This window comes from Kitasatospora sp. NPDC043950, assembly GCF_056435345.1.
The window spans coordinates 100689-122223 of record NZ_JBWKER010000022.1; the positions used below are offsets into that span (position 1 = coordinate 100689).

Annotated in this window: 27 protein-coding genes; 12 read left to right on the top strand and 15 right to left on the bottom strand. The window is 72.3% G+C overall.

All coding sequences use genetic code 11. The annotated features are described in order from the left end of the window. Positions 1–25: 25 nt before the first annotated feature. The 4 genes from AC07BF_RS16965 to AC07BF_RS16980 all read right to left on the bottom strand — a co-directional run bounded on the left by AC07BF_RS16965 (position 26) and on the right by AC07BF_RS16980 (position 4285). On the bottom strand, positions 26–1111 hold the full coding sequence (locus AC07BF_RS16965; protein WP_400986630.1) for a glycoside hydrolase family 6 protein: 1086 nt from the start codon (positions 1109–1111) through the stop codon (positions 26–28). 195 nt (positions 1112–1306) lie between these two features. After that, on the bottom strand, positions 1307–2035 hold the full coding sequence (locus tag AC07BF_RS16970) for a uracil-DNA glycosylase (protein ID WP_244293451.1): 729 nt from the start codon (positions 2033–2035) through the stop codon (positions 1307–1309). A 78-nt stretch (positions 2036–2113) separates the two neighbouring features. Further along, positions 2114–3382 carry a low temperature requirement protein A gene (locus AC07BF_RS16975; protein ID WP_478333548.1) on the bottom strand — a complete coding sequence of 423 codons (1269 nt, stop codon included), beginning with the start codon at positions 3380–3382 and terminating at the stop codon, positions 2114–2116. A 123-nt stretch (positions 3383–3505) separates the two neighbouring features. Continuing rightward, on the bottom strand, positions 3506–4285 hold the full coding sequence (locus tag AC07BF_RS16980) for an HAD-IIA family hydrolase (protein ID WP_063349252.1): 780 nt from the start codon (positions 4283–4285) through the stop codon (positions 3506–3508). 513 nt (positions 4286–4798) lie between these two features. On the opposite strand from AC07BF_RS16980, the gene AC07BF_RS16985 reads away from it, so the two are divergent. The 3 genes from AC07BF_RS16985 (at position 4799) to AC07BF_RS16995 (ending at position 7487) form a co-directional block, all read left to right on the top strand. Then, positions 4799–5233: a hypothetical protein gene (locus AC07BF_RS16985; RefSeq protein ID WP_363628136.1), complete on the top strand. Its 435-nt coding sequence runs from the start codon at positions 4799–4801 to the stop codon at positions 5231–5233. Between the two features lie 38 nt (positions 5234–5271). Further along, complete coding sequence (locus AC07BF_RS16990) at positions 5272–6264, top strand: hypothetical protein (protein ID WP_400844589.1); 993 nt, start codon at positions 5272–5274, stop codon at positions 6262–6264. 134 nt (positions 6265–6398) lie between these two features. Next, complete coding sequence (locus AC07BF_RS16995; RefSeq protein ID WP_363628134.1) at positions 6399–7487, top strand: Gfo/Idh/MocA family oxidoreductase; 1089 nt, start codon at positions 6399–6401, stop codon at positions 7485–7487. 137 nt (positions 7488–7624) lie between these two features. On the opposite strand, the gene AC07BF_RS17000 is transcribed toward AC07BF_RS16995, so the two are convergent. Both AC07BF_RS17000 and AC07BF_RS17005 read right to left on the bottom strand, forming a co-directional pair. After that, positions 7625–8047, bottom strand: coding sequence for a type II toxin-antitoxin system VapC family toxin (locus AC07BF_RS17000; protein WP_350882649.1), 423 nt, complete (start codon positions 8045–8047; stop codon positions 7625–7627). Next, entirely contained in the window at positions 8040–8324 is a 285-nt protein-coding gene (locus AC07BF_RS17005) for a type II toxin-antitoxin system Phd/YefM family antitoxin (protein WP_363583686.1), read from the bottom strand. Before AC07BF_RS17005 ends, AC07BF_RS17000 begins: the two co-directional genes overlap by 8 nt. 261 nt (positions 8325–8585) lie before the next feature. Between AC07BF_RS17005 and AC07BF_RS17010 the strand changes: the two genes are divergently transcribed. Both AC07BF_RS17010 and AC07BF_RS17015 read left to right on the top strand, forming a co-directional pair. Then, entirely contained in the window at positions 8586–8879 is a 294-nt protein-coding gene (locus tag AC07BF_RS17010; RefSeq protein WP_063349248.1) for a DUF6412 domain-containing protein, read from the top strand. A gap of 81 nt (positions 8880–8960) precedes the next feature. Further along, positions 8961–9653, top strand: coding sequence for a YidC/Oxa1 family membrane protein insertase (locus tag AC07BF_RS17015; protein WP_363583688.1), 693 nt, complete (start codon positions 8961–8963; stop codon positions 9651–9653). Positions 9654–9735: 82 nt separating this feature from the next. Here AC07BF_RS17015 and AC07BF_RS17020 read toward each other — a convergent pair whose 3' ends face one another. Together AC07BF_RS17020 and AC07BF_RS17025 are read right to left on the bottom strand one after the other, a co-directional pair. Continuing rightward, positions 9736–10422 carry an HAD family hydrolase gene (locus AC07BF_RS17020; RefSeq protein ID WP_363583690.1) on the bottom strand — a complete coding sequence of 229 codons (687 nt, stop codon included), beginning with the start codon at positions 10420–10422 and terminating at the stop codon, positions 9736–9738. Between the two features lie 29 nt (positions 10423–10451). Beyond that, on the bottom strand, positions 10452–11027 hold the full coding sequence (locus tag AC07BF_RS17025) for an NUDIX hydrolase (protein ID WP_363583692.1): 576 nt from the start codon (positions 11025–11027) through the stop codon (positions 10452–10454). Between the two features lie 254 nt (positions 11028–11281). Between AC07BF_RS17025 and AC07BF_RS17030 the strand changes: the two genes are divergently transcribed. Further along, positions 11282–12049, top strand: a complete 768-nt coding sequence (locus AC07BF_RS17030; protein ID WP_363583694.1) for a CDP-alcohol phosphatidyltransferase family protein — start codon at positions 11282–11284, stop codon at positions 12047–12049. A gap of 30 nt (positions 12050–12079) precedes the next feature. Here AC07BF_RS17030 and AC07BF_RS17035 read toward each other — a convergent pair whose 3' ends face one another. Then, on the bottom strand, positions 12080–12475 hold the full coding sequence (locus tag AC07BF_RS17035) for an ArsR/SmtB family transcription factor (RefSeq protein WP_363583696.1): 396 nt from the start codon (positions 12473–12475) through the stop codon (positions 12080–12082). A 144-nt stretch (positions 12476–12619) separates the two neighbouring features. On the opposite strand from AC07BF_RS17035, the gene AC07BF_RS17040 reads away from it, so the two are divergent. Next, a complete protein-coding gene (locus AC07BF_RS17040; protein WP_363583698.1) occupies positions 12620–13609 on the top strand; it encodes a quinone oxidoreductase family protein in 990 nt (329 codons plus the stop codon). A gap of 86 nt (positions 13610–13695) precedes the next feature. Here AC07BF_RS17040 and AC07BF_RS17045 read toward each other — a convergent pair whose 3' ends face one another. The 6 genes from AC07BF_RS17045 to AC07BF_RS17070 all read right to left on the bottom strand — a co-directional run bounded on the left by AC07BF_RS17045 (position 13696) and on the right by AC07BF_RS17070 (position 19033). After that, entirely contained in the window at positions 13696–14526 is an 831-nt protein-coding gene (locus tag AC07BF_RS17045) for a putative adhesin (protein ID WP_478333549.1), read from the bottom strand. A 137-nt stretch (positions 14527–14663) separates the two neighbouring features. Further along, entirely contained in the window at positions 14664–15827 is a 1164-nt protein-coding gene (locus AC07BF_RS17050) for an outer membrane protein assembly factor BamB family protein (RefSeq protein WP_400810268.1), read from the bottom strand. Between the two features lie 177 nt (positions 15828–16004). Beyond that, a complete protein-coding gene (locus AC07BF_RS17055; protein WP_478333550.1) occupies positions 16005–17135 on the bottom strand; it encodes a methyltransferase domain-containing protein in 1131 nt (376 codons plus the stop codon). Between the two features lie 254 nt (positions 17136–17389). Then, a complete protein-coding gene (locus tag AC07BF_RS17060) occupies positions 17390–18238 on the bottom strand; it encodes a helix-turn-helix domain-containing protein (RefSeq protein ID WP_400331558.1) in 849 nt (282 codons plus the stop codon). A gap of 178 nt (positions 18239–18416) precedes the next feature. Continuing rightward, positions 18417–18674, bottom strand: a complete 258-nt coding sequence (locus tag AC07BF_RS17065; RefSeq protein WP_400331555.1) for a hypothetical protein — start codon at positions 18672–18674, stop codon at positions 18417–18419. Continuing rightward, a complete protein-coding gene (locus AC07BF_RS17070) occupies positions 18671–19033 on the bottom strand; it encodes an ATP-binding protein (RefSeq protein WP_400331552.1) in 363 nt (120 codons plus the stop codon). Before AC07BF_RS17070 ends, AC07BF_RS17065 begins: the two co-directional genes overlap by 4 nt. Before the next feature lie 180 nt (positions 19034–19213). Between AC07BF_RS17070 and AC07BF_RS17075 the strand changes: the two genes are divergently transcribed. The 5 genes from AC07BF_RS17075 to AC07BF_RS17095 all read left to right on the top strand — a co-directional run bounded on the left by AC07BF_RS17075 (position 19214) and on the right by AC07BF_RS17095 (position 21356). Next, a complete protein-coding gene (locus tag AC07BF_RS17075) occupies positions 19214–20065 on the top strand; it encodes a helix-turn-helix domain-containing protein (RefSeq protein ID WP_400986646.1) in 852 nt (283 codons plus the stop codon). Between the two features lie 3 nt (positions 20066–20068). Continuing rightward, the gene (locus AC07BF_RS17080) at positions 20069–20254 is read left to right on the top strand and encodes a DUF397 domain-containing protein (protein WP_400986647.1); all 186 of its coding nucleotides are present in this window, start codon (positions 20069–20071) and stop codon (positions 20252–20254) included. Between the two features lie 26 nt (positions 20255–20280). Beyond that, positions 20281–20478, top strand: coding sequence for a hypothetical protein (locus AC07BF_RS17085; RefSeq protein WP_400986649.1), 198 nt, complete (start codon positions 20281–20283; stop codon positions 20476–20478). A 13-nt stretch (positions 20479–20491) separates the two neighbouring features. Beyond that, positions 20492–20677: a DUF397 domain-containing protein gene (locus AC07BF_RS17090; RefSeq protein ID WP_400986651.1), complete on the top strand. Its 186-nt coding sequence runs from the start codon at positions 20492–20494 to the stop codon at positions 20675–20677. Positions 20678–20951: 274 nt separating this feature from the next. After that, positions 20952–21356 carry a hypothetical protein gene (locus tag AC07BF_RS17095; RefSeq protein WP_363628127.1) on the top strand — a complete coding sequence of 135 codons (405 nt, stop codon included), beginning with the start codon at positions 20952–20954 and terminating at the stop codon, positions 21354–21356. Positions 21357–21535 lie beyond the last annotated feature (179 nt).

Below are 21535 nucleotides of genomic sequence, written 5' to 3' on the forward strand. Positions count from 1 at the left end.
CCGGCACTGGTGCGGAGCGGCCCCCTCAGCGGGCGGCCTGCGCCAGGCCGAGCGCGTACGGCAGCCAGAACTCGCCCGCCCGGGGCTCGCCGCGCCCGCACTCGCCGTCCGACTCCCCCGGGTTCTTGATCCACAGGTAGGCGTCGACACCGTCCCGGCCGGTGTCGGCGGTCGGCCGCTCACCGAGCGCACGGCCGGGCGGGTTGCACCAGGCGTCGCCGCCCAGCGGTCCGTTGCCGTTGCGGCTGGTGTCGATGACGAAGTGCTTCCCGCCCAGGGCGGCGGAGAGCTGGCCGCCGTAGGCCGTGTTGCGGCCGGTGTCGTAGAAGTTGGCGACGTTCACCGCGAAGCCGTCCGCCGCCGCGATCCCCGACTTGCGCAGCGCGGTGGAGAGTTCGGCCGGGTCCTGCGACCAGCCGGGATTGCCCGCGTCCAGGTAGACCCGCACCTGCGGACGCTTCTTCAGCTCCTGCACGGCGAAGGCCAGCAGGCCGTACCGCTCGGCGGCCAGGTCACCCTTGATCCCGCAGCTGTCCAGGGTGTGCGCGACGGCGTCCGGCTCCAGCACCACCCAGGCCTTGCGGTCGCCGAGGGCCTCCGCGACACCGCTGATCCAGGCCCGGTAGGAGGCCGCGTCGGCGGCGCCGCCGGCCGAGTACAGGCCGCAGTCGCGGTGCGGGATGTTGTAGGCGACGAAGACCGCCGTCCGGTCCGCCTCGGCGGCCCGGCGGCTGACCTGTTCGGCGATCTCCTTGGCGCCCTGCTCGCCCAGCCACTGCGAGGAGGGCTGGGCGGCGATCCGCAGCAGCGTGTCGGCCTCCGCCGGCCGGCCCTGGCCGCGCAGAGCGGTCACCTGCCGGGCGGCGTTGGTCTGGTCGGAGACGTAGAAGGCCTGGCCGGGGAGCTGGGCGAGGCTCGCGGGGCCGGTGCCCGGGTTCGCGGCGGAGGCGGTGGGCGCGGCTGTGGGCCCGCCGGCCGCGGCACCGGCCGAGGCACCGCCGCCCGGGCCGCCGGGTGATCCCTTGGCCGATCCGGCGGTCGAACCGCTACAGCCCGCGGCCCCCGCCAACAGCACGACCAGGGCCGCCCCCACGGCCCGTCGGATTGCCACTACCCGTCCCACCCGGCGCACGTACCGCCCCTCCCCCAGAGCCGGTCCGGCGACCGGTCGGCACCAGCTAAGCACACCGGCCACCGCCCGCCCGCGACGGGCGGTGAACGCCGGGTGGCCGTGAGCGGGCGGACGGGCGACCCCGCCCGCCCGAACCACCCCTCACCCAGCCCCCGGGCGCTCAGCCCCGGGCGCTCAGCCCTGCTTCAGGTTGGGCACCTGCCAGTCGATCGGCTCGCCGCCGAAGCCGTCCAGCGCCGTGTCGATCTGCGAGAACGGGCGGCTGCCGAAGAACAGCTTGGCCGACAGCGGCGACGGGTGCGCGCCCTGCACGACCACGTGCTTGGACGTGTCGATCAGCGGCAGCTTCTTCTTCGCGTAGTTGCCCCACAGCACGAAGACCACCGGCTCCTCGCGCTCGCTCACCGCCTTGATCACGGCGTCGGTGAACTTCTCCCAGCCCTTCGCCTTGTGCGAGTTGGCCTCGTGCGCGCGCACCGTGAGCACCGCGTTGAGCAGCAGGACGCCCTGCTCGGCCCAGTGCATCAGGTAGCCGTTGTCCGGGGCGGGGATGCCGAGGTCGGCGTCCAGCTCCTTGAAGATGTTGCGCAGCGAGGGTGGCGTCCTGGTGCCGGGCAGCACCGAGAAGCTCATGCCGTGGGCCTGGCCGTCGTCGTGGTACGGGTCCTGCCCGAGGACCAGCACCCGGACCTTCTCGTACGGCGTGGCCTCCAGCGCGGCGAACTCCTGGCCGCTCGGCGGGAACACCTGGTGCTGCGCACGCTCGGCCGCCACGAAGGCCGCCAGCTCGGCGAAGTACGGCTTCTCCGTCTCGGCGCCCAGCACCGGGCGCCAGGACTCGGGCAGCTCCAGCCCGCCGCCCTCGCCGGCCTCCACCACGCCCGCCTCGACCGTGTCCGTCACGACATCTACCTCCCACACCGCGGCTGTTGTGCCGCACGCCCTCTTTCACCCCGAACGCTACACAGCCCCACCGACAACTCACTCCGCCGAAGCCGCCGAGGCCGCCGGAGCCGCCGAAGGCAGCGGGGACCCAGCGGGAAGCGGGGACCCAACAGGCAGCGCGGACCCGGCAGGCGGCACCGACGCGGGGTCCGCACCGACCGCCCGCACCACCCGGACGTGCTCCACCACATTGAGCGCCACCAGCAGCACCGCCAGTGCCACCAGCACCGCCAGCGCCGGCAGCCGCACCACCGCCGGCGCCAGTCCCAGCACCACCGCCGCCGCACCGACCCGGGTCGTCGCCACCTTGCGGAACATCATCCAGCGGGTGTACCCGAAGGTCAGCAGGTACAGCCCGCACCCGCCGTACAGCAGCGCCACCGACCCCGGGCCCAGCGTCTGCCACGGGTCCGCGACGGTCTCCCCGAAGCCGACCGCCACCCCGATCACCCCGGCGGCCAGCGCCAGGTGCCCGTACTGGAAGATCCGCCGGACGACGTCCCGCCGGGAGTCGGCGACCTCCACGGCGTACCGCATGGCGTCCGCCGCGTACACGAAGTACTGCCACCACAGCCCCGCCGAGATGGTGAACGCGGCGGCCACGGCCGCGAGTTCGGCCACGTCGAGCCGGGCGCCGGCCGCCGTCCCGCCGATCCCGACGATCGACTCGCCGAGCGCCACCAGCAGGAACAGCGCGAACCGCTCCGGCATGTGCGAGGGGTGGTACGCCACCGCCGCCAGCCGCCGCCGGAACACCAGCGGCGCGGCCAGGTCGCAGAGCGCGGCCGCCGTCCACAGGGCCAGCCGCGGCCCGTCCGGCAGCAGCCCGCCCACGACCAGCAGCGGCCCGCTGACCAGCACGCCGACGCAGTACGGGCCGCGCCAGACGCCCGGCAGACGGATCAGCAGGAGCAGCAGCACCAGCCGGGCCAGCCAGTACGCGGCGCCGAGCAGCACGCCCCGCCCGCCGTACGCGCCCGGGACGGCGAGCGCCATGAACAGGCCGGCCAGCCCGACCGCCAGGATGCCGAGGCGGTCCCGCAGGTTGTCCACGTCCCGGATGTTGGCCTGCACGGTGGTGCCCACCCAGCACCAGTACACCGGCACGAACACCACCAGCGCCCGGACCAGCCCGGTGGCGTCGTGGTGGTGGTGCAGCAGCCCGGAGACCTGGGTGATCGCGAAGACGAAGACCAGGTCGAAGTAGAGCTCGGCCCAGGTGACCCGCTTCTCGTCGGCCTCCCCGCCAACGCCCCCGGCATCCCGCCGCGCCTCCGGCGGCCCCGCATCCCCCGTCGCGCTCATTGCGCCAGCGCCTCCCCACAGGTACGAACCACCGGTGCCTCCCCACAGGTACGAACCACAGGTACGAAACGGGCCCCGCTCCGGCGACCGGCCGGAACGGGGCCCACGACAGCACCGCAGAGGCTAGACCAGCTCGACCAGGTCCGCGATCGACTTGACCACCCGGGTCGGCCGGTACGGGAAGCGCTCGACGTCGGCGGCGGCGGTCAGGCCGGTGAGCACCAGGATGGTCTCCATGCCGGCCTCCATGCCCGCGACGATGTCGGTGTCCATCCGGTCGCCGATCATCACGGCGGTCTCGGAGTGGGCCCCGGCGGTGTTCAGCGCCTCGCGCATCATCAGCGGGTTGGGCTTGCCGACGAAGTACGGCTCGACGCCGGTCGCCTTGGTGATCAGGGCCGCGACCGAACCGGTGGCCGGCAGCACGCCCTCGGGGGACGGGCCGGTCTCGTCGGGGTTGGTGCAGATGAACCGGGCGCCCTGGTTGATCAGGCGGATCGCCTTGGTGAGCGCCTCGAAGCTGTAGGTGCGGGTCTCGCCGAGGACGACGTAGTCCGGGTTGTTGTCGGTCAGCACGTAACCGGCCTGGTACAGCGCGGTGGTGAGCCCCGCCTCGCCGATCACGTAGGCGGTGCCGCCCGGGCGCTGGCCCTTGAGGAACTTGGCGGTGGCCAGGGCGGAGGTCCAGATGCACTCCTCCGGCACCTCCAGGCCCATCCCGGCCAGGCGGGCGCTGAGGTCGCGCGGGGTGTAGATGGAGTTGTTGGTGAGGACCAGGAACGGCTTGCCGGACTCCCGCAGTCTGCGCAGGAACTCCTTCGCACCGGGAATCGGCGTGCCCTCGTGGATGAGGACGCCGTCCATGTCGGTCAGCCAGGACTCGATGGGCTTGCGGTCTGCCACGTAGGTGTCTCCTTGGTCTTGCAACGGTTCTGAACGATTTCGCACATCGCTCCGGACCGGACACCCTCGGCCGGCCGGGCGCCACTGGCTGCCCCAACACGGACCAGCCTAGAGCCTGCCTCCTCGGGCCGACCCCGGCCCCGGACGGGAACGGCCACGACGTGCCGGCAGCAACATCATCCGCGTGCGCCACTTCCTCCCGGGCACGGCCGCGGTGCGAACGGAGGCAGTCGGCCGGTGGACGGGTTCGTCCACGCAAACGCGCTACGCCGATGAGGGGACCACCGGGCAGTTCGTACCGGACCTTCCCGCACGCTCCTGACCAGCGAAGTCGCACAGGAAGTCGGACAGTTCCGGTCCGGCTTTCGGCACGTCGGCGCGATGATCGAAGGGACAGGCGGGCCGCTCGGTGTTCTTGTTCTGGTGGGAGCCGGTTCGGCTCTCGTCACCGTGGCATCCGTGTTCGGCTGTGCTGCCGGGCACGTGAGCCCATCCTTCCCAGAACAGGGACCCATGAAGATCCATCGCATAGCCGTCGCAGCTCTTGCCATCGGCACCTTGCTGGCCGGAGGCACGGCTGCGGCCGAGGCCAACATCTCGACGAACACACCGAGTTCGGCGTCGACCGGTCAGGCCCGCAGGGACGCCGTGGCCTGCGCGGCCGCCACCGTCTCCTCGTCGGTCGCCGCCGCCAACGCCTCCACCGCGGCAGCCGCGGCGCAGGCCGACGCCGCGTCGGCCGCCGCCGCCCTCAAGACCTTCATCGCGGCGACCCAAGCCGTGCCACCCAACGCCGCCGCAGAGGCCGCAGCCGCCACCAGCGCCGCCGCCGCCGAGGCCGCCGCGGTCACCTCCTCCACCGCTGCCGCCACCGCGGCCGCCACCGCCGCCACCGCCAGCACCGCCGCCGTGAAGGCCTGCGCCGTTCCGCCGGTTCTCACCACCTGAGACGGACGCGCGGCATCGCTCGGCCGCCGGGCCAGGCCGTGGCGCGAAGCCTCCACGGCCTGGCCCGGCCCGGTCTGCTCGCGCGGGCCGATCCGGGCCCGCGCCCGCAGCAGCTGCTGCTGCTGCTGCTGGCACGGCACCACGAACACGGGGGTCTCCATCAACCCGAAGGGAGCGTCATGCGACGCATCCGCACCATTCCGGTCCTCGCCGGTTCCGTCGTCCTGACCGCCGTGCTGGCCGCACTGGCCCCCACCTCCGCACAGGCGGCCGTGGCCTGCAACGAGACGGCGCTGGTCGCGGCGATCAACGCCGCCAACAGCGCCGGCGGGGGCAACGTCGTCCTCGCGACCGACTGCGTCTACACCATCGCCTCGTCGCACAGCAGTGACACCGACGGCGCGAACGCGCTGCCGATCATCACCACCGCCATCACCCTGACCGGTGACAACGACACCATCACGCGCTCGACGACGGCCGGTACGGCCGGCTTCCGCATCGTCAAGGTGGCCGCGGGCGCCAGCCTCACCCTCAAGGGCAACGTCACCCTCAGCAACGGCTCCGCCGTCACCGACGGCGGCGGCATCCTCAACTACGGCGCGGTGACCCTCACGGCCAGCGCCCTGACCGGCAACACCGCCCAGGGCAGGGGCGGCGGCCTGGCCAACGAGGACATCGGCGCCCCCCAGAAGGGGGCGGTGGCGACCTTCACGAACAGCACCGTGGCCGGGAACAGCGCCACCGGCCAGGGCGGCGGGATCTACAACGGCCTGCGCGGCTCGCTCACCACCACCAGCAGTTTCATCGACGCGGGCAACAGCTCCGGGTCCCAGGGCGGCGGCATCGCCGCCATCGGCTCCACCTCCACCACGCTGACCAGCACCCAGATCAGCGCCAACCATGCCGTCATGACGGCCGGCGGCATCTACCGGCAGAACGGCACCATGACACTCACCACGACACCGGTCAGTGGAAACACCCCCGACAACTGCGTCGGCAGCTCCCCCTCGGTACCCGGCTGCGTCGGCTGACCCGTCAACTGCCCTGAGACGTCTCGCCCCCATGCCGTCCGACGAGCGAGGACGCGAACCGACGTCCGCCCCGCCTCCCGGCTCCGCCACTGCGAAACCGGGAGCAACCGGGCGCCTCGTGATTGAGTGGGCGCATGAGCGCCTCGACCCCCTCGTCCTCTCCGGACCGCCCGTTCCGCGTCGGCCTGATCGGCTACGGCCTGGCCGGCTCCGCCTTCCACGCCCCGCTCATCGCCACCACGCCGGGGCTGCGGTTGGACGCCGTGGTCACCGCCAACCCCGAGCGCCGCGGGCAGCTGCGCCGCGAACACCCCGGTGCCCGCGCCGTCGACACCCCCGAGCAGCTGCTCGCCGACCCGGACGCGCTCGACCTCGTCGTCGTCGCCTCTCCCAACCGCACCCACGCGCCGCTCGCCCGCGCCGCCCTGCGCGCCGGGCTGGCCACCGTCGTCGACAAGCCGCTGGCCGGCACCGCCGCCGAGGCGCTGGAGCTGTGCCAGCTCGCCGAGGCCGGGGGCACCCTGCTCTCCGTGTTCCAGAACCGGCGCTGGGACGGCGACTTCCTGACCGCCGCCCGGCTGGTCCGGGGCGGCGCGCTCGGCCGGGTGCACCGCTTCGAGTCCCGCTTCGAGCGGTTCCGCCCGAAGCCCAAGCCCGGCTGGCGCGAACTCGCCGACCCGGCCGAGGTCGGCGGCACGCTGTACGACCTGGGCAGCCACCTGGTGGACCAGGCGCTGACCCTGTTCGGCCCGGTGGAGACGGTGTACGCGGAGGTCGACGTGCGCCGGGACGGCGCGGTCGTCGACGACGACGCCTTCCTCGCCCTCACCCACGCCTCCGGCACCCGCTCGCACCTGTGGACCAGCGCCATCACCCCGCTGATCGGCCCCCGGCTGCGGGTGCTCGGCGACGCCGCCGGGTACGTCAAGCCCGGCATGGACCCGCAGGAGGCGGAGCTGCGGGCCGGGCACCGACCGGACGGCGCCCGCCCGTGGGGTGCCGACCAGCCCTCGCAGTACGGCACCCTCGGCACCGACGAGTCCTCGATCGCCCTGCCCACCGAGCCGGGCGACTACCCCGCCTTCTACGCGGGCATCGCCGCCGCCCTGGCCTCCCCGGGCACCCCGCCCCCGGTCGACCCGCGCGACGCGGTGGCAACCCTGGCCGTCCTGGAGGCCGCCCGGGCCTCCGCCGCCACGGGCACCGCGGTCCGCCTGGGCTGAGCAGCTGCCGGGCCTGCCACCCCCCTCCATCCCCCAATTCCACTTCTAAGCTGCTTAGATGACCAGCCAGCGGGGCGGGGGCGGCAGGCCAGCGGCACGAAGAGCGAGAGCACCGCTCCACCGGCGAGCGGCGGCCGTCACACCCCGATGATCTCCACCGCCGAGCCCAGGCCCCGGAAGTCCGCGACGTTGCGGGTGTACAGCGGCAGTCCGTGGGCCGAGGCCACGGCCGCGATCATCAGGTCGATCCGGCGCGGGCGCGGCTGCCGCCCGGCGGCGATGGTGAGGGTCACCAGCGTGCCGTAGCGGGCGGCCGCCGCCGCGTCGAACGGCAGCGGGTCGAAGTCGGCCATCGCCGCGCCCAGCACCTCCAGCCGGGCCGCCCGGCTGACCGCGTCGCGGGCCATCGACACGCCCTGTTGCAGCTCCGCGAAGGTGATCGCGGTCAGCTCCGGCACGGCCGGCAGGTTCGCCGGGGAGAGCAGGGCCAGATCGATGTAGACACAGGTGTCGAGCACCCCGGCCGGCCGCCGCCGGGCTGCCCGCCTGCGCTCAGCCACGCCGCCGCTCGAACGGGTCGTCGCCGTCGTCGCCCACCAGCTCCTCCGGCCCGAAGTACTCCTCGGCCTCCTTGCGCATCTGCTGGTAGTCCACCCGCGGCAGCTTCACGTGCCGCGCCACCAGCTCCTCCGCCGTGAGCCGCCGCCGTCCGGACACCGGTCGCAGCTCCGCGACCTCGACCCCGTTCCTGGTGATGTGGAAGGTCTCCCCGGCCTCCACCGCGTCCATCACCGCGGCGGAGTTGTTCCGGAACTCCCGCTGGGTAATCGTCTTCATCCCTCCACGGTAGCCCCGTGTAGCACCTGCGGCTACGCCCCTGCACTGCCTCGCGAAGCACCTCGGCGCGGCGGGTACGCTACGGGGAATTCCGCGCCCGGGCGGGAACTCGGCGGGCTCGGCGATCGTCCTGAACGTCTGAAGTCCGGCCCCGAGTCCGTGGGGCCAGAAGCCCGTGGGCCCAAAGCCCGTGGGACCGAAGCCCGAGGGCCGCGAAGTCCGTGCAGCCCCGAGTCCGTCACGCCGAAGGAGGAGCAGCGCATGACCGTCGTCGCGATGCTGCTCGGGCTGCTCCGGGTGCTGACCGGGGAGCTGGTGACCGAGGGCGGGACGGTCGCGTCGGTGGCGGCGGTCGCCGCCGTGGCGCTGCTGGCCGGTGCGGTCGCGGGCACGCTGGCGGGGGCGCGGCTGCTGGGCGCGCGGGCGCCCACGGCGGTGCGCAGCGGGGTGTTGCGGCGGCGCGCGTTCCGTACGGCCTTCCTGCCGCAGCGCGATCCCGATGCCCGGGGCAGGCGACGCCCGAGGGCACCGGGTGCGGCCCCGGCGGCCGCGTAGCTTCGTCGTCTTCCGCCGTTCCACGCGGCCGTCCTCCGTCGACCACTCGTTTTCCGAGACCCCCGGAGGGCTCGCTCCACCATGTCCGTTCTCGCTGTTCTCGACCCGGCCGTCGCCGTCGCCCATGCCGCCGTCGCCGCGCTGGCCCAGGTACTGCCGACCGCGCTGGCGATCGTCCTGTTCACCGTCGCCGTCCGGCTGGCGTTGCATCCCTTCGCGCGCGCGGCGGCGCGGGGGGAGAAGTCGCGGGCGCGGCTGGCGCCGAAGGTCGCCGAGGTGAACCGGCGGTTCAAGGACCGCCCGGAGAAGCTGCGGGAGGCGCTCGCCGAGCTGTACCGGGAGGAGCGGGCCTCGCCGTTCGCGGGGTGCCTGCCGATGCTGGTGCAGATTCCGTTCTTCTCGGTGATGTACCGCCTGTTCACCACCCCGAACGGCCTGCTGGACCACACCCTGTTCGGCGTGCCGCTCGGCCTGCACGTCGGGAGCGCGCACGGTGCCGGGCAGTTGGCGGTGTTCGGCCTGCTGTACGCCGGGCTGGCGGCGGTCGGGTACGTCAACTTCCGCCGGGCCAGGCGGGCGGCGGCCGCGCAGCCGACCCCTCAGCCGGGGGCGGGGCTGCTGCCTTACCTGTCCTTCGGGTCGGTGCTGTTCGCGATGCTGGTGCCGGTGGCCGCCGCGCTCCACCTGGTGACGACGAGCACGTGGACGGCCGCGGAGCGGGCCTGGTTGCACCGGGGCGGCGCACCGGCGCCGGCGACGGCGCTCGCGCTGTGAGCGCCGCCGCCGATCCCGCTGACCCCGGCGACCCCGGCGATCCTGCCGACCCCGGCGACCCTGCCGACCCCGCCGGTCCGTGTCAGAAGTGCCGCAGCAGCTCGGAGAAGGCCGCCAGTCGCAGGGTCGCCTCGTCGGGGCCGAGGTCCTGGTGTTCCAGGACCCAGGTGTGCTCGTGCGGGATGAAGACCGTGCGCAGGCCGGCCTGGCGGGCCGGGGCGATGTCGGACTTGGGCGAGTTGCCGATCATCCAGGTCCGGTCGGGGTCGAGGCCGAGCTCGGCGCTGAGCCGCCGGTAGGTGTCCGCCGACTTCTCGGCCACGATGTGGACGCCGCGGAAGTGGTGGTCGATCGTGGAGGCCGTCACCTTGCGCTGCTGCTCGTCGAGGTCGCCCTTGGTGAGCAGCAGCAGGTGGTGGCGTCCGGCGAGGTCGGCGAGGGTGTCGGCGACGCCGGGGATCAGCTCGATCTCGCGGCTGCTGAGCGGAGTGAGGAGGCCGTCGATCCGGGCTTCTTCGGCCGGGGTGGGGGTGCGGTCGCCGTTCAGCCGCCGCAGGCAGTCGGTGAGGCTCTGCCGGAACACGGCGGCACCGTAGCCGAGGGCGGCGGAGTTGGCGGCTTCGATCTCGTCGAGGACGGCCCTGGCGGGCTCGCGGTCGGCCGGGGTGGCGGCCCAGTCCAGGAAGCCGTCGATGACGCGCTCGAAGAGGACGTTGTTCTCCCAGAGCGTGTCGTCGGCGTCGAAGATGAGGGTCTGGTCGGTGTGCATCCGGGTGTGCTCCAGCGGGGTTCGAAAGGTCAGGCGGGGGCGTCGAGCAGGCGGCCGGCCCGGTCGAGCGTTTCGCGGAGGTTCTCCTCGGTGGTCCGCTGCCGGGCCTCGGCGATGGTGAGCCACTCCAGCGGGGCGGCGGGGTTCTCCGGCCGCGCCCGCTCCGGGGTGGCGGTGGCCAGCAGGAAGCGCAGGTCGGCGTGTTCGTGGGCCGGTTCGACGGGCGAGGCCGGGACGGGCACGACGGCGAGGTGGACGAGGGCGGCGTCGGGCCACGGGGTGAGGTCGGCGAGTCCGGTCTCCTCCAGGCCTTCGCGCAGCGCGATGTCCAGCGGCAGGGTCTCCCCCGGGTCGCCGTGGCCGCCGACCTGGAGCCAGGCCTGCTGGCGCACGTGCCAGCGCAGGAGGACGCGCCGGGTCGGCGGGTGGACGATCAACGCGGAGGCGGTGAAGTGCAGCGGCGTCCCGCGGTCCCAGGCGTCGGCGGCCCCGGTGAGGTGGCGGACGCGCTCGTGGTCGGCGGTCTCCGTCGGGCCCTGCAGCCGGTGCTCGGCCAGCAGTTCGGCCAGGCCCGGGCTGTGCGCCGCGCCGCCTGTGGTCGCCATGATCAGCACTCCTCGTTGCGCTCCGGACCACGTCAACCGGCTTGCGAGGGCGGGTGATCGGGGCCGGGGCTTCCGGTTCCGACGAACCCGCGAAGCCTAGCCCGGGGCCTTCCGGCGGCCCAGCGGTTTTCCTCCCGGGGCCGCCCGGCAGGCGGCTCCCCCGCCTCCGGACGGCGACGAGGGACCGGTCGGGGCGGGGTCCGGGAGGCCGTAGCCTGTGGTGATCGTTTCGGGACAGGTGGAGGGATGTCGTCATGGTGGCTGCTCCGGCGCTCGCGGACTTGCGCGAGGTGTGCCAGCCGCAGGCCAAGCTGCAGAGCCGCAACGGTGAGCACTGGGCGGGACGGCTGTACATGCGCCGCATCTCGCTGCGCACGACCCGGCAGTTGGTACGCACCTCGGTGTCGCCGAACACCCTCACCTGGGTGATGGTGGTCTGCGGGGTCGGCGGCGGGGCGGCCCTGCTGATCCCCGGCCTGACCGGCGCCGTGCTGGCGGCGGTGCTGTTCCAGCTGTTCCTGCTCTTCGACTGCGTCGACGGCGAAGTGGCGCGCTGGAAGCGCCAGTTCAGCATGGCCGGGGTCTACGTGGACCGGCTCGGCGCCTATCTGGCGGACGCGGCGCTGATGATCGGCGCGGGCGCGCGGGCGGCCCGGGGCGGGTCGGAGCTGTGGGTGTCGGTGGGCCTGGCGGCCGCGCTGGGCGTGGTGCTGCTCAAGGCCTCGACGGACCTGGTGGACGTGGCCCGGGCCCGCAGCGGGCAGGCCCCGGCGGACGAGGAGTCCACCCAGCCGCGCTCGCAGGGCATCGCTACCGCGCGCCGGCTCGCCTCGGTGTTCAAGATCCACCGGGTGACGAACGGCATCGAGGCCTCCCTGGTGCTGCTGGCGGCGGCCGTGGCGGACGCGGCGCTCGGCAACCTGGACGCGACGCGGGCGGCGGTCGCGGGGATCGCGGTGATCACCTGGGGCATGGTGGTGGCGCACCTGGCGTCGATCCTGTCCTCCTCGCGCCTGCGCTGACGGGCTGCGCCACCGCGCGCGGGCGGCTGCCTACGCGCGGGCTTCGGCCCGCGCGTGGGGCTCGGCCTGCACGTCAGCTTCGGCCTGTGCGTCGGCTTCGGCCCGTGTGTGGGCGGCGAGGATGGTGTCGAGGAGGCCGGGGAAGCGCTGCTCCAGGTCGACGGCGCGCAGGGCGGAGAACTTGCGGTTGGCCTCCTCGCGCTGGCGGATCAGGCCGGACTCGCGCAGCACCTTGAAGTGGTGGCTGAGGGTGGAGGGGGCGACGTCCACCGGGAAGGTGCCGCAGGCCCGCTCGGGTTCGGCGCGCAGGATGCGCACGATGGTCATCCGAGTGGGGTCGGAGAGCGCGTGCAGGACGTCGAGCAGGTCGATCTCCCCGGTCGCGGGGTGGGCGAGCGCCGGTCGGCGCCGGGTACTGCGGGGCATGATCCGACCTCCCTGATCTGCGGTTGATTCAAGCGCTTGATCTGCGCTTGATCTGCGATGTTCGACAATCATCGAAACTACGTGGTACCACTACCCCACGTCAATTTCGCCGTTCGTCGAAAATCGTAGTCGAGGGGGACCGACATGCGCGCATTGGTGATGACCGCACCCGGTGGGGCCGAGCACACGGAGATCCGGGAGGTCGAGGCCCCGAACCCCGGCCCCGGCCAGGTGGCGGTCGACGTCGCCTACGCCGGGCTGAACTTCGTCGACGTGATGGGCCGCCGGGGCGACGCCGGCTACGTCACCGCCTGGCCGTACCGGCCGGGCAAGGAGGTGGCCGGCACCGTCCGGGCGGTCGGCGAGGGCGTCACCGGACTGGCGGTGGGCGACCGGGTGGCGGCCGCGCCCGTCGGCGGCGGCCTGGCCGAGGTGGTGCTCGCCGAGGCCGCGCTCACCGTGCCCGTCCCGGACGGGCTGGCGCTGCGCGAGGCCGCCGCCGCCCCGCTGGGCCTGGCCACCGCCGTGCTGCTGCTCACCGACGCCGGCCGGCTCACCGCCGGGGACACCGTCCTGGTGCACTCGGCCGGCGGCGGGATCGGCCACGCCGTCGCCCAACTGGTCCCGCTGATCGGGGGCGGCGGTCGGCTGATCGGCACGGTGGGCCGCCCGGAGAAGGCGGCGTCCGCCGTCGCCTCCGGCTACCACCACGCCTTCGCCCGCGACGAGGCACTGCCCGAGGCCGTCCGGGCCGCGACCGGGGGCCGGGGCGTCGACCTCGTGCTGGACCCGCTGGGCACCGAGGCCCTGGAGCTCGACCTCGAACTCACCGCACCCGGCGGCCGGATCGTCCTCTTCGGCAACGCGGGCGGCGGCGCCGTCGCCGACCTGCCGCCGCTCGGCCGCCTGATGGCCGGGAACCTCACCATCACCGGCTTCAGCCACCGCGCCCTGGCCGCCACCGCCCCCGAACGGCTCGCCCGCGCCATCCGCACGGTCCTCGACCTGCTCGCCGCCGGTGACCTCACGCTGCCGGTCACCGAAGTCCCCGGCCTGGCCTCCGTCCCCGCCGCCCACGACGCCATGGCGGAGGGGCGGGCCACCGGCAAGTACGTGGTGCGCGTGGCTGGTTGAGGCCTGCTCGGGGCGGCGCCCCTTGCGCAGGAAGTCGGGTGGGCCGACTTCCTGCGCGGAGCGCGGAGCATTGGAGGCCGGGCGGGTCAGGGGTTGTAGAGACCGCCGGCCTCGCCGGGGTCGCCGGCGTAGTTGTGGTTCTGAGGACGGCCCTGGTTCCGCGTCCCGGGCCTGTTGGTCTCGACGAAGCGGCAGGCCGCGAAGTGCACGTCGCCCATGCCGGGCCGCAGGATGTCGCTCAGCAGCACGTCGCCGTCGAAGACGATCGAGCGGCCCGCGAGTTGGGGGTCGATCAGCGTGGCGACGTTGATGACGGTTGCGGCCGGCGTCCCCGGATCGAGTTCGACGTCGTACCCGCCGCCAACCGGGCTGGCGATCGCCGGGTTTCCCCGGATGGTGAGGCCGCTGGGGTAGGAGATGGTGTAGTTCTGCAGGCTCCGCCCGCCCACCACGGTGCGCACGGCGCCACGCTCTTGCCCCTGTTCCACGCTGCCGCCCCGGTTGGCGCCGTTCTCCACCTGCCCGCCCAGGTCGTCGGGGAGGACCATCCCGTGCTGCGTGTAGAAGTGCACCCGCGTCCCCGCGGGCACCCGGAAGCTGCCGTTCGCGGCCTCCCAGGCGCCGTGACCGCTGAGGACGAGACCGTCCGTACGCGCGGGCGCGGTGTTGTCGGCCTCCCAGTCGTCGTCCGGGTTCTGGTGATTGATCATGGGCCGGTTCTGGTCGGACGCGCGCTGGATCCCGGTCGCGCGGAGCATCTGCACGACGGCCGCGTTGCCGTGGGTGCTCTGGAGACCGAGCAGCGACTGGGCGGCGGCCTGCGCCCGGTTCGGGTTCCTGGTCGTCGGCTCCGAAGTACGGGCCGGCGTGCGGGCCTTGCCGGCGGCGGCAGCCTTGGTCCTGTCGTGGGCGTGCATCGTCCCCCTCTCGACTCGAAAGCTCACTCTCCTGGATATCGGTGACGTCGACCCGGGCGCCAGGTCCCTACGGGCAGTGCCCTCTGCCTGAAGGCGCACCGCGCGGTGCCCCGGCGGCGCGACACCCCGGGCGGAGGTCAGGCCGCGGGTATGCCCGCCGCGTAGAGGCCGGCCCGGCTGCCGCGGTAGGCGACGCCGCCGAAGGCCGTCAGCGAGAGCCCGGTGTACTCGGTGCCGAACTTGGCCGGATCGTCCTGCCATTGAAGCCGGCCGGTGGCGAGGTCGAGGGCGTGCAGCCGACCGTCGTTCAGCGCCACGTAGACCCGGCCGTCGGCGACGGCCATGGTGCTCATGCCCCGGCCCAGGCCGTCCGGCACCGAGGACGTCCACCGGCTGCGGCCCGTACCCGCCTCGACGGCGATGACCCGGTCGTTGTCGAGGAGGCAGAGCGTCCCGTCGGCGACCGGGGCGGGCTGGACAACGGGGTGGCCGAGGTCGTCACGCTGCCAGAGCACCCGACCGGTCGCCGCGTCCAGGGCGGAGACGGTCGAGGCCGAGACGGTCGAGGCGGCGCCGGCGGAAGCCGACAGGTAGAGGACGCCCTCGTGGACCACGGGCCGGTCGACGAGCTTGCCGACGGCGGGTTGCTCCCAGCGCCGCTCACAGGTCTTCGCGTCGAGGGCGGAGACCCCACCGGCGGGGGCGGCGAGGTACACGGTGCCGCCCGCGACCGCCGGTACGCAGGCGGCCTCCAGCGGGCTGCTCCACCGGGCTTCGCCGGTGGCCGCGTCGTAGGAGTGGACGCGGCCGTCGTAGCTCGCGAACACGTCCCCGCCGACGATGGGGCCGTCCGTCCATCCGGACAGGTAGCCCACCGGCGCGGGCACGGCCCACCGGACGGCCCCGGACGCGGCGTCCAGGGCGTGGACGTGGGAGTCGGTGGTCACGCAGACCAGTCCGTCACCTGCGGCGATCGGCCAGCCGAAGTTACTGTCGGCGGGGTTGCGCGAGGCGACCTCGGCACTCCAGCGCGGGGTGCCGGTCCGCACGTCGAGGGCCCTGACCGTGCCGTCGAAGTCCGCGACGTAGAGGTCGGGCTGCGGGGTGGCCGACAGGGCGACCCGGCTGCCGGTACCGGTCCTGCTCCAGACGCGGTGGCCGGTGTCGGCGTCCCGCCGCGCCCACCAGCCGACGCCCCCCACGGTGGCGGCGGCCGCCGCCACGCCGGCGACGCCCAGCAGCATGCGCCTACGGCTGACGTGGGGGCGGACGGGATCGGTCTGCGATTCGTTCGAGGTCACACCGAAGGTGACCGTCTGCGCCTGCCGCCGGTTCCACCGCGCGGGCGAGCTTCCCAGAAGGCGCCGACAAGGGCGGCCAGGATGCGGCCGGGATTCTGAAGGTCGTGCGCAGGAAGTCGGCCGGGCCGACTTCCTGCGCGGGGGCTCAGGTCAGGTGCCTGGGGGTTCGCGGCTGGGTCATCCGATCAGGTTGCCGGGCTCGTCGAGCCACACGTGCTGTTCGCCGGTCGGCGTCATCGTCACGCCGAAGCGGGTGAGGTCCGGTTCGCCGTCGGCGAGCCATCGTCGGCGGGCGCGGACGATCTCGTCCCACAGGCGGCGGGGCCCGGCCTGCTGGACTGCGTCGGCGACGCCCCAGTCGTGGTGGCGGACGGACGCCCAGGAGCCGGCGCCGTCGGAGAGTCGCATGCGATAGGTGCCGCCGGGGTCCGTGTCGTCCCAGGTGTGGTGATACCGAACGCCGGGCACCCGGAGGCCGATGGCGAACGCCACGTCCACGTTCTCCAGCGCCAGCTCCGGGTCGATCGGCGACGAACCCCGGTGGATCGGCCGGTCGGTCGGTTCGGTCACCGGGTGGGGGCGCTGGCTGCGAACCCACATGAAGCTCACGTTGTCCACGAACCTGCCGTGGGAGGGCGCCCCCGGGTCACCGACCACCATGCGCAGGAGTCCCGCGTTGGCGTAGGGCGTGCCCCAGGGGGTGACGATCACGCCGCCGGGGCGGGTCTGTGCGAGCCAGGCACGCGGTAGCCGGCGAACCGCCGCCGTGGAATGGACGCGATCGTAAGGCGCCCGGAGGGACTGGCCTTCGAGGCCGTCTCCGGTCGAGCAACTGGGGTGGAAGCCTGCTGCGGCGAGTCGTCGGGCCGCTGCGGCAGCGACCGCTCGATCGACCTCGACGGTGGTCACGTGGGCGTCGCCGAGCCTGGCGGAGAGGAGCGCGCTCGTCCATCCGGTGCCGGTGCCGATGTCGAGCACGGTGTTCCCGTCGACCACGTCCAGATGCCGGAGCATCCTCGCGACGAGGGACGGCATGGAGGCCGAGGAGGTGGCGATGCCCGGCCCGGTATCGAGGCCGTCATCGATCTGGGTGACCACCACCTCGTCGGCGTTCACCAGCGCCCACCAGGTGTCCGGGTGGTCGGCCCGGGTGATCCGGCCGTAGCCGGTCGGGCTGTCGCCGTCCGGCGCCCAGACGGAGTCCGGCACGAAGGAAGAGCGCGGGGCACGCTCGAACGCGCCCCGCCACCCCTCGCCCAGCGCCCCCGCCGATTCCAGCCGGGTCAGCAACTGTGCGTAGTCGTCCATCAGTTGGCGCTCACTTCTTCGGCGGCTTCACGGGCTTGGTCCACTGACCGTCGGACTCCTTCGGGGACTGCTTCTTGTCCCCGTCCTCGCCACCCTTGCCGTCTCCGTGCTCGCCCATTCCGGCTCCTCTCGATCGGTGCCGGTCATTCGGGTGCCGGCAAGGTCCTGTCCAGCACGGTAGAGGCCCAACCAAGCTGGCGTGAGCCGCATTTCTCCGCATTTCTCCTGTGCGCGGCGAGGCTTCCGCAGGTTTCTCAGGTGGCTGCCAGTGCCAGCGTCGAGCGCGCGCGGGCGATCAGCCGGTGTGCCGTAGGGCCGTACACCGCAGCATCGTGCAGCTTTCCCCAGACCTTCCGGTACAGCGCGATGTCGGCGGGTTCGTCGAGCCGCAGCTCGGCGTTCCACGTCTCGACGATCGCGAGCCTGTCGTCGTAGATCCAGAAACCGTGCTTGGGAATGACTGCCACCGGAGCCCCGAGCGGAACGATTCCCACCTCAACCGTGCCGAGCCCCAGCAGGCCGCCCAGTCGGTCGAGTTGGGCAGCCAGGATGTCGGGCGGACAGATCTGCACGTACAGTGCGGCCTCGGACATGATGAAGCGGAAGCGCTTCCCTCGCTGGTAGAGGGACTCCTGACGCTTCAGCCGGGCACATACTCCTTCCTCGATGTCACGTGGCCCGTCATCCAGATCGGTTGCGTGAGTCAGGACGTGGCGGGCGTATTCCGCGATCTGGAAAATGTCCGGGATGATGGCAGGTTCGTAGCCGATGGTCACCGCCGTCCCCCGGCCGTGCCTGACTCCGGCTTCCTCGCGCACCCGGTGCCCGCCGGCCAGCACCCGCTTCCATCCCCGATAGCGGGACTCCAGGCCTTGCAGCCTGCCTTTCAACTCGACAGCGGCCTCCGGACGCCCCAACGCTTCGGCCCACGCCTGAAGATCCGCGGGAGTGGCCGTCTGCTTGCCGTTCTCCAGCTTCGAAATCTTCGACGCCGACCAGCCCAGTCGTCCGGCGAGGTCGCGGCCGTTCACGCCCGCCTCGGTGCGCAACTCCCGTAGCCGAACACCGAGGGACAGCCGGGCCTGCTGAAAATCGGTACTCACCACCCGGAGGCTACCTGCCGACTGAACTCGCACATCGGAACCGCGAAGTGCCTTGCGGCATCGCAGGCTTGGCATGAGGAAAGCACTGCGCGGGTGTCCTCGCGGCCCTGGAGGTGACGGGCGCGGGTTTCACAGAGGGCGCCGAGGAGGGAGGCCAGGAGGTTGAAGGTCAGGAGGCCTAGCATCGGCGGCGGTCCCGCTCGCGCTTGTACTCGCGGAGGAGGGCGAGGAGGTTGATGAGGGTGCTGGCCGGGATGTTGCCGAGGGAGACGAGGGCGCGGCCGTCGAGGTTGGTCTCGCCGGGCTGGGCGGAGGGCCAGAGGAGCCCGAATTCGCGGCCCTCGATCCGGAGTTCGACGATGAGTCCGGTGATCTGGCGGGCCGTGAGGTGGCGCAGCGCCGGATCGGCCGGGTGGATGGGGTGGTGGGCGATCACGCGACACCGTCCAGCTCGAACCAAACGATTTTGCCCAGCTTCAGGGGGTCGACGCCCCAGCGGTGGGTGAGGCCGGCGACCAGCTGGAGGCCCCGGCCGGACTCGGCGAGCGGGCAGGGCGTTCGCTGCTCGGGGAGGGTGGCGGAGCGGTCCGCGACGGTGACGCGGAGGGTGTTGGAGAGGAAGTGGATGAGGACGACGGGGGAGGTCGTCTCGCCGTGACGCCAGGCGTTGACGATCAGTTCGACGAGGGCGAGCTCGGCGTCCGCGATGGCGGAGGGCGACCAGCCGACGCGGGTCATGCCGTCGCGGAGGGTGTCGCGAGCGAGGGTGAGGGAGGGGGAGTTGAGGTTACGCACAGGGATCTCCCGGAGAGGTGAAGGGGAAATGCCGAGCGGGACAATGACGCCCATCTCGGTGATCGGTGCGTCACCGACTGTAGGGCATCAGTGGTACATGTCCGGGTACTTCTACCCCAACCTTCACTCGATCGATGGATTGCTGGACCCTTCCCGGGATCGCGATGGATGCTTGAGGGCATGCCACCACGAACCACCCCGTCAGCCAGGCAGGAACGAGTAGGCACCGAGCTGCGGAAGATGCGCGACTGCGCGGGCCGCACAACTGCCGAAGCCGCCGCGTTGTTCGGATTCGCCCGACCGAAGATCACTCAGATCGAGAAGGGGCAGTACCCGATCAGCGCCGAGCGGGTACGCATGCTCGCTTGCGACTATGAGGAGAGCGATCGCGCCTTCGTGGAAGCGCTCGCGGCCATGGCCGAGGAACGCCACAAGGGTTGGTGGGAGGACTACCGAGGGTCCGTGCCGCCTGGCTTCCTCAACATCGCCGAGATGGAGTACTTCGCCAGGGGAATGCTCACCTATCAGATCTCGCACATTCCCGGCGCTATGCAGACAGAGGAGTACGGGAGAGCGATCTTCAAAGACGTCTACCCGACGCTTCCGCCTCGGCTCCTCGAAGCACGTGTCGAGCACCGACTTCAGCGCTCGGCACTACTGATGAGCGAAGGTGCTCAACCGTACTCGGCGCTGGTTCACGAAGCCGCCCTGCGCATGCTGTTCGGTGGCCGCGATGCCGCAAAGAATCAGCTGGACAAGCTGCTTGAGTACTCGGAACTTCCCCACGTGGCACTTCGAGTGATCACCTTCAGCACCAATGGGTTCATTGGTGCGGGCCAAGGCATCTTCTACGCGAAGGGGCCAGTTCCCCGCTTGGACACCGTCCAGCTCGACGCAGTAGGCGGCCCGGCGTTCCTACATGAGCAGAAGCACTTGAAGAACTACCGCCACATCATTGACACGATGGCCGAGCGGTCTCTCACCGAGAGCCAGTCTCGTGATGCCATCAGGCTTATCAAGAAAGAGATCTAAGCCATGAAGACCCTCCACTGGAAGCGCCCCAAGGCCTGCGCAGACGGCAACTCCTGCCCCGAGGTGGCCATAGGTCCCGATGTCGTATACATCCGCAGCACTCTTCTACCCGACGCCATCGCCCAACTCACCCCCACCGAATGGCGCGACCTCGTCTCCGCCATCCGCTCCGGAGAGCTTGACCTGTAGCGCGCCGAACAGAGGCGATCCGCACGATGAAAGACCTGATCTGGAAACGCCCCACGGCTCGTGGAGACGGCAACAACTGTCCCGAGGTGGCCGTTACCTCCGATGCCATCTATGTCCGCAGCAACCTCCGGCCCGACGCCATCGCCCAACTCACCACCGACGAATGGCCCAACCTCCTCTCCGCCATCCGCGCCGGCAATTTCGACCGGCAGGCCCGAACCTAGGAAGGCCAGCACAATGAAGGATCTGACCTGGCAGCGTCCTGAGTCTTGCGGCGACGCCGCGAGCTGCCCGGAGGTGGCCGTCACCTCCGACGCCGTCTATGTCCGCAGCAGCCTCCGGCCCGACGCGATCGCCCAACTCGATGTCACCGAATGGCGCGACCTCGTCTCCGCCATCCGCGCCGGCGAGTTCGACGTCTGACCCACCGCATCGGGCGGGCCGTTCGACGAACGGCCCGCCCTCCGCACACCCGGTCCTGGCCGTCCCCTTGAGACTCTTTCGCCCCTGCTGACCCAGCCGTCCGATAACCCCATATTCACAAGACGGCCTGATCCTGCCGCTCCCCAACCACCCCCGAACCGACGCCGGTTTGCCGCCGACGAGGGCCGGGGTAGTGCCGAGGAGTTCGCACTCCCACGGACTCCAAGTCCGTTGCGGGCACTGATGCTTAGACATTGCGAAGGGATCGATATCCATGAACAGGACCCTCCGGAACGCCCTCGTGGCAGTCGCCGCCGCCGGCGCCCTCGGCGCCGCCGCTGCCGCTCCCGCCATGGCCGCAGGCACCGCGCCGGCCCAGCCGACGGCCCGGGTGCAGGCCCAGCTCAGCAACCCGAAGACGGTCAAGGCCGACGACTTCAACAAGGCCCGCGACATCCTGATCAAGGCGGGCAGCAAGACGGCCGAGAAGACCCACCCGTCCCACGGTGTCAAGGACGTCCCCGTCTCCTACGGCACGAGCCTGCTCGCCGAGGCCCGCGACGAGTTCCGCGCGGCGGACAAGAACCTGCCCGAGAAGGACAAGCAGTCCGGCATGTCGCACGCCCACTACAAGGCCGTCCACGACGCGGCCAAGAAGATGGGCATCGACACCTGGTAACCCCGCCCGGGCCCGGGGGGGGGGGCCGGGGCGGGGGGGGGGGCGCCCCCCCCCCCCCCCCCCCCCCCCCCCCCCCCCCCCCGGACCGCACCACCCGCAGTACCCGCAGGACCGCACCACCGGCAGGACCGCACCACCCGCAGGACCGCTCGTCAGTACCACCCGAAGACCCCGGGTGG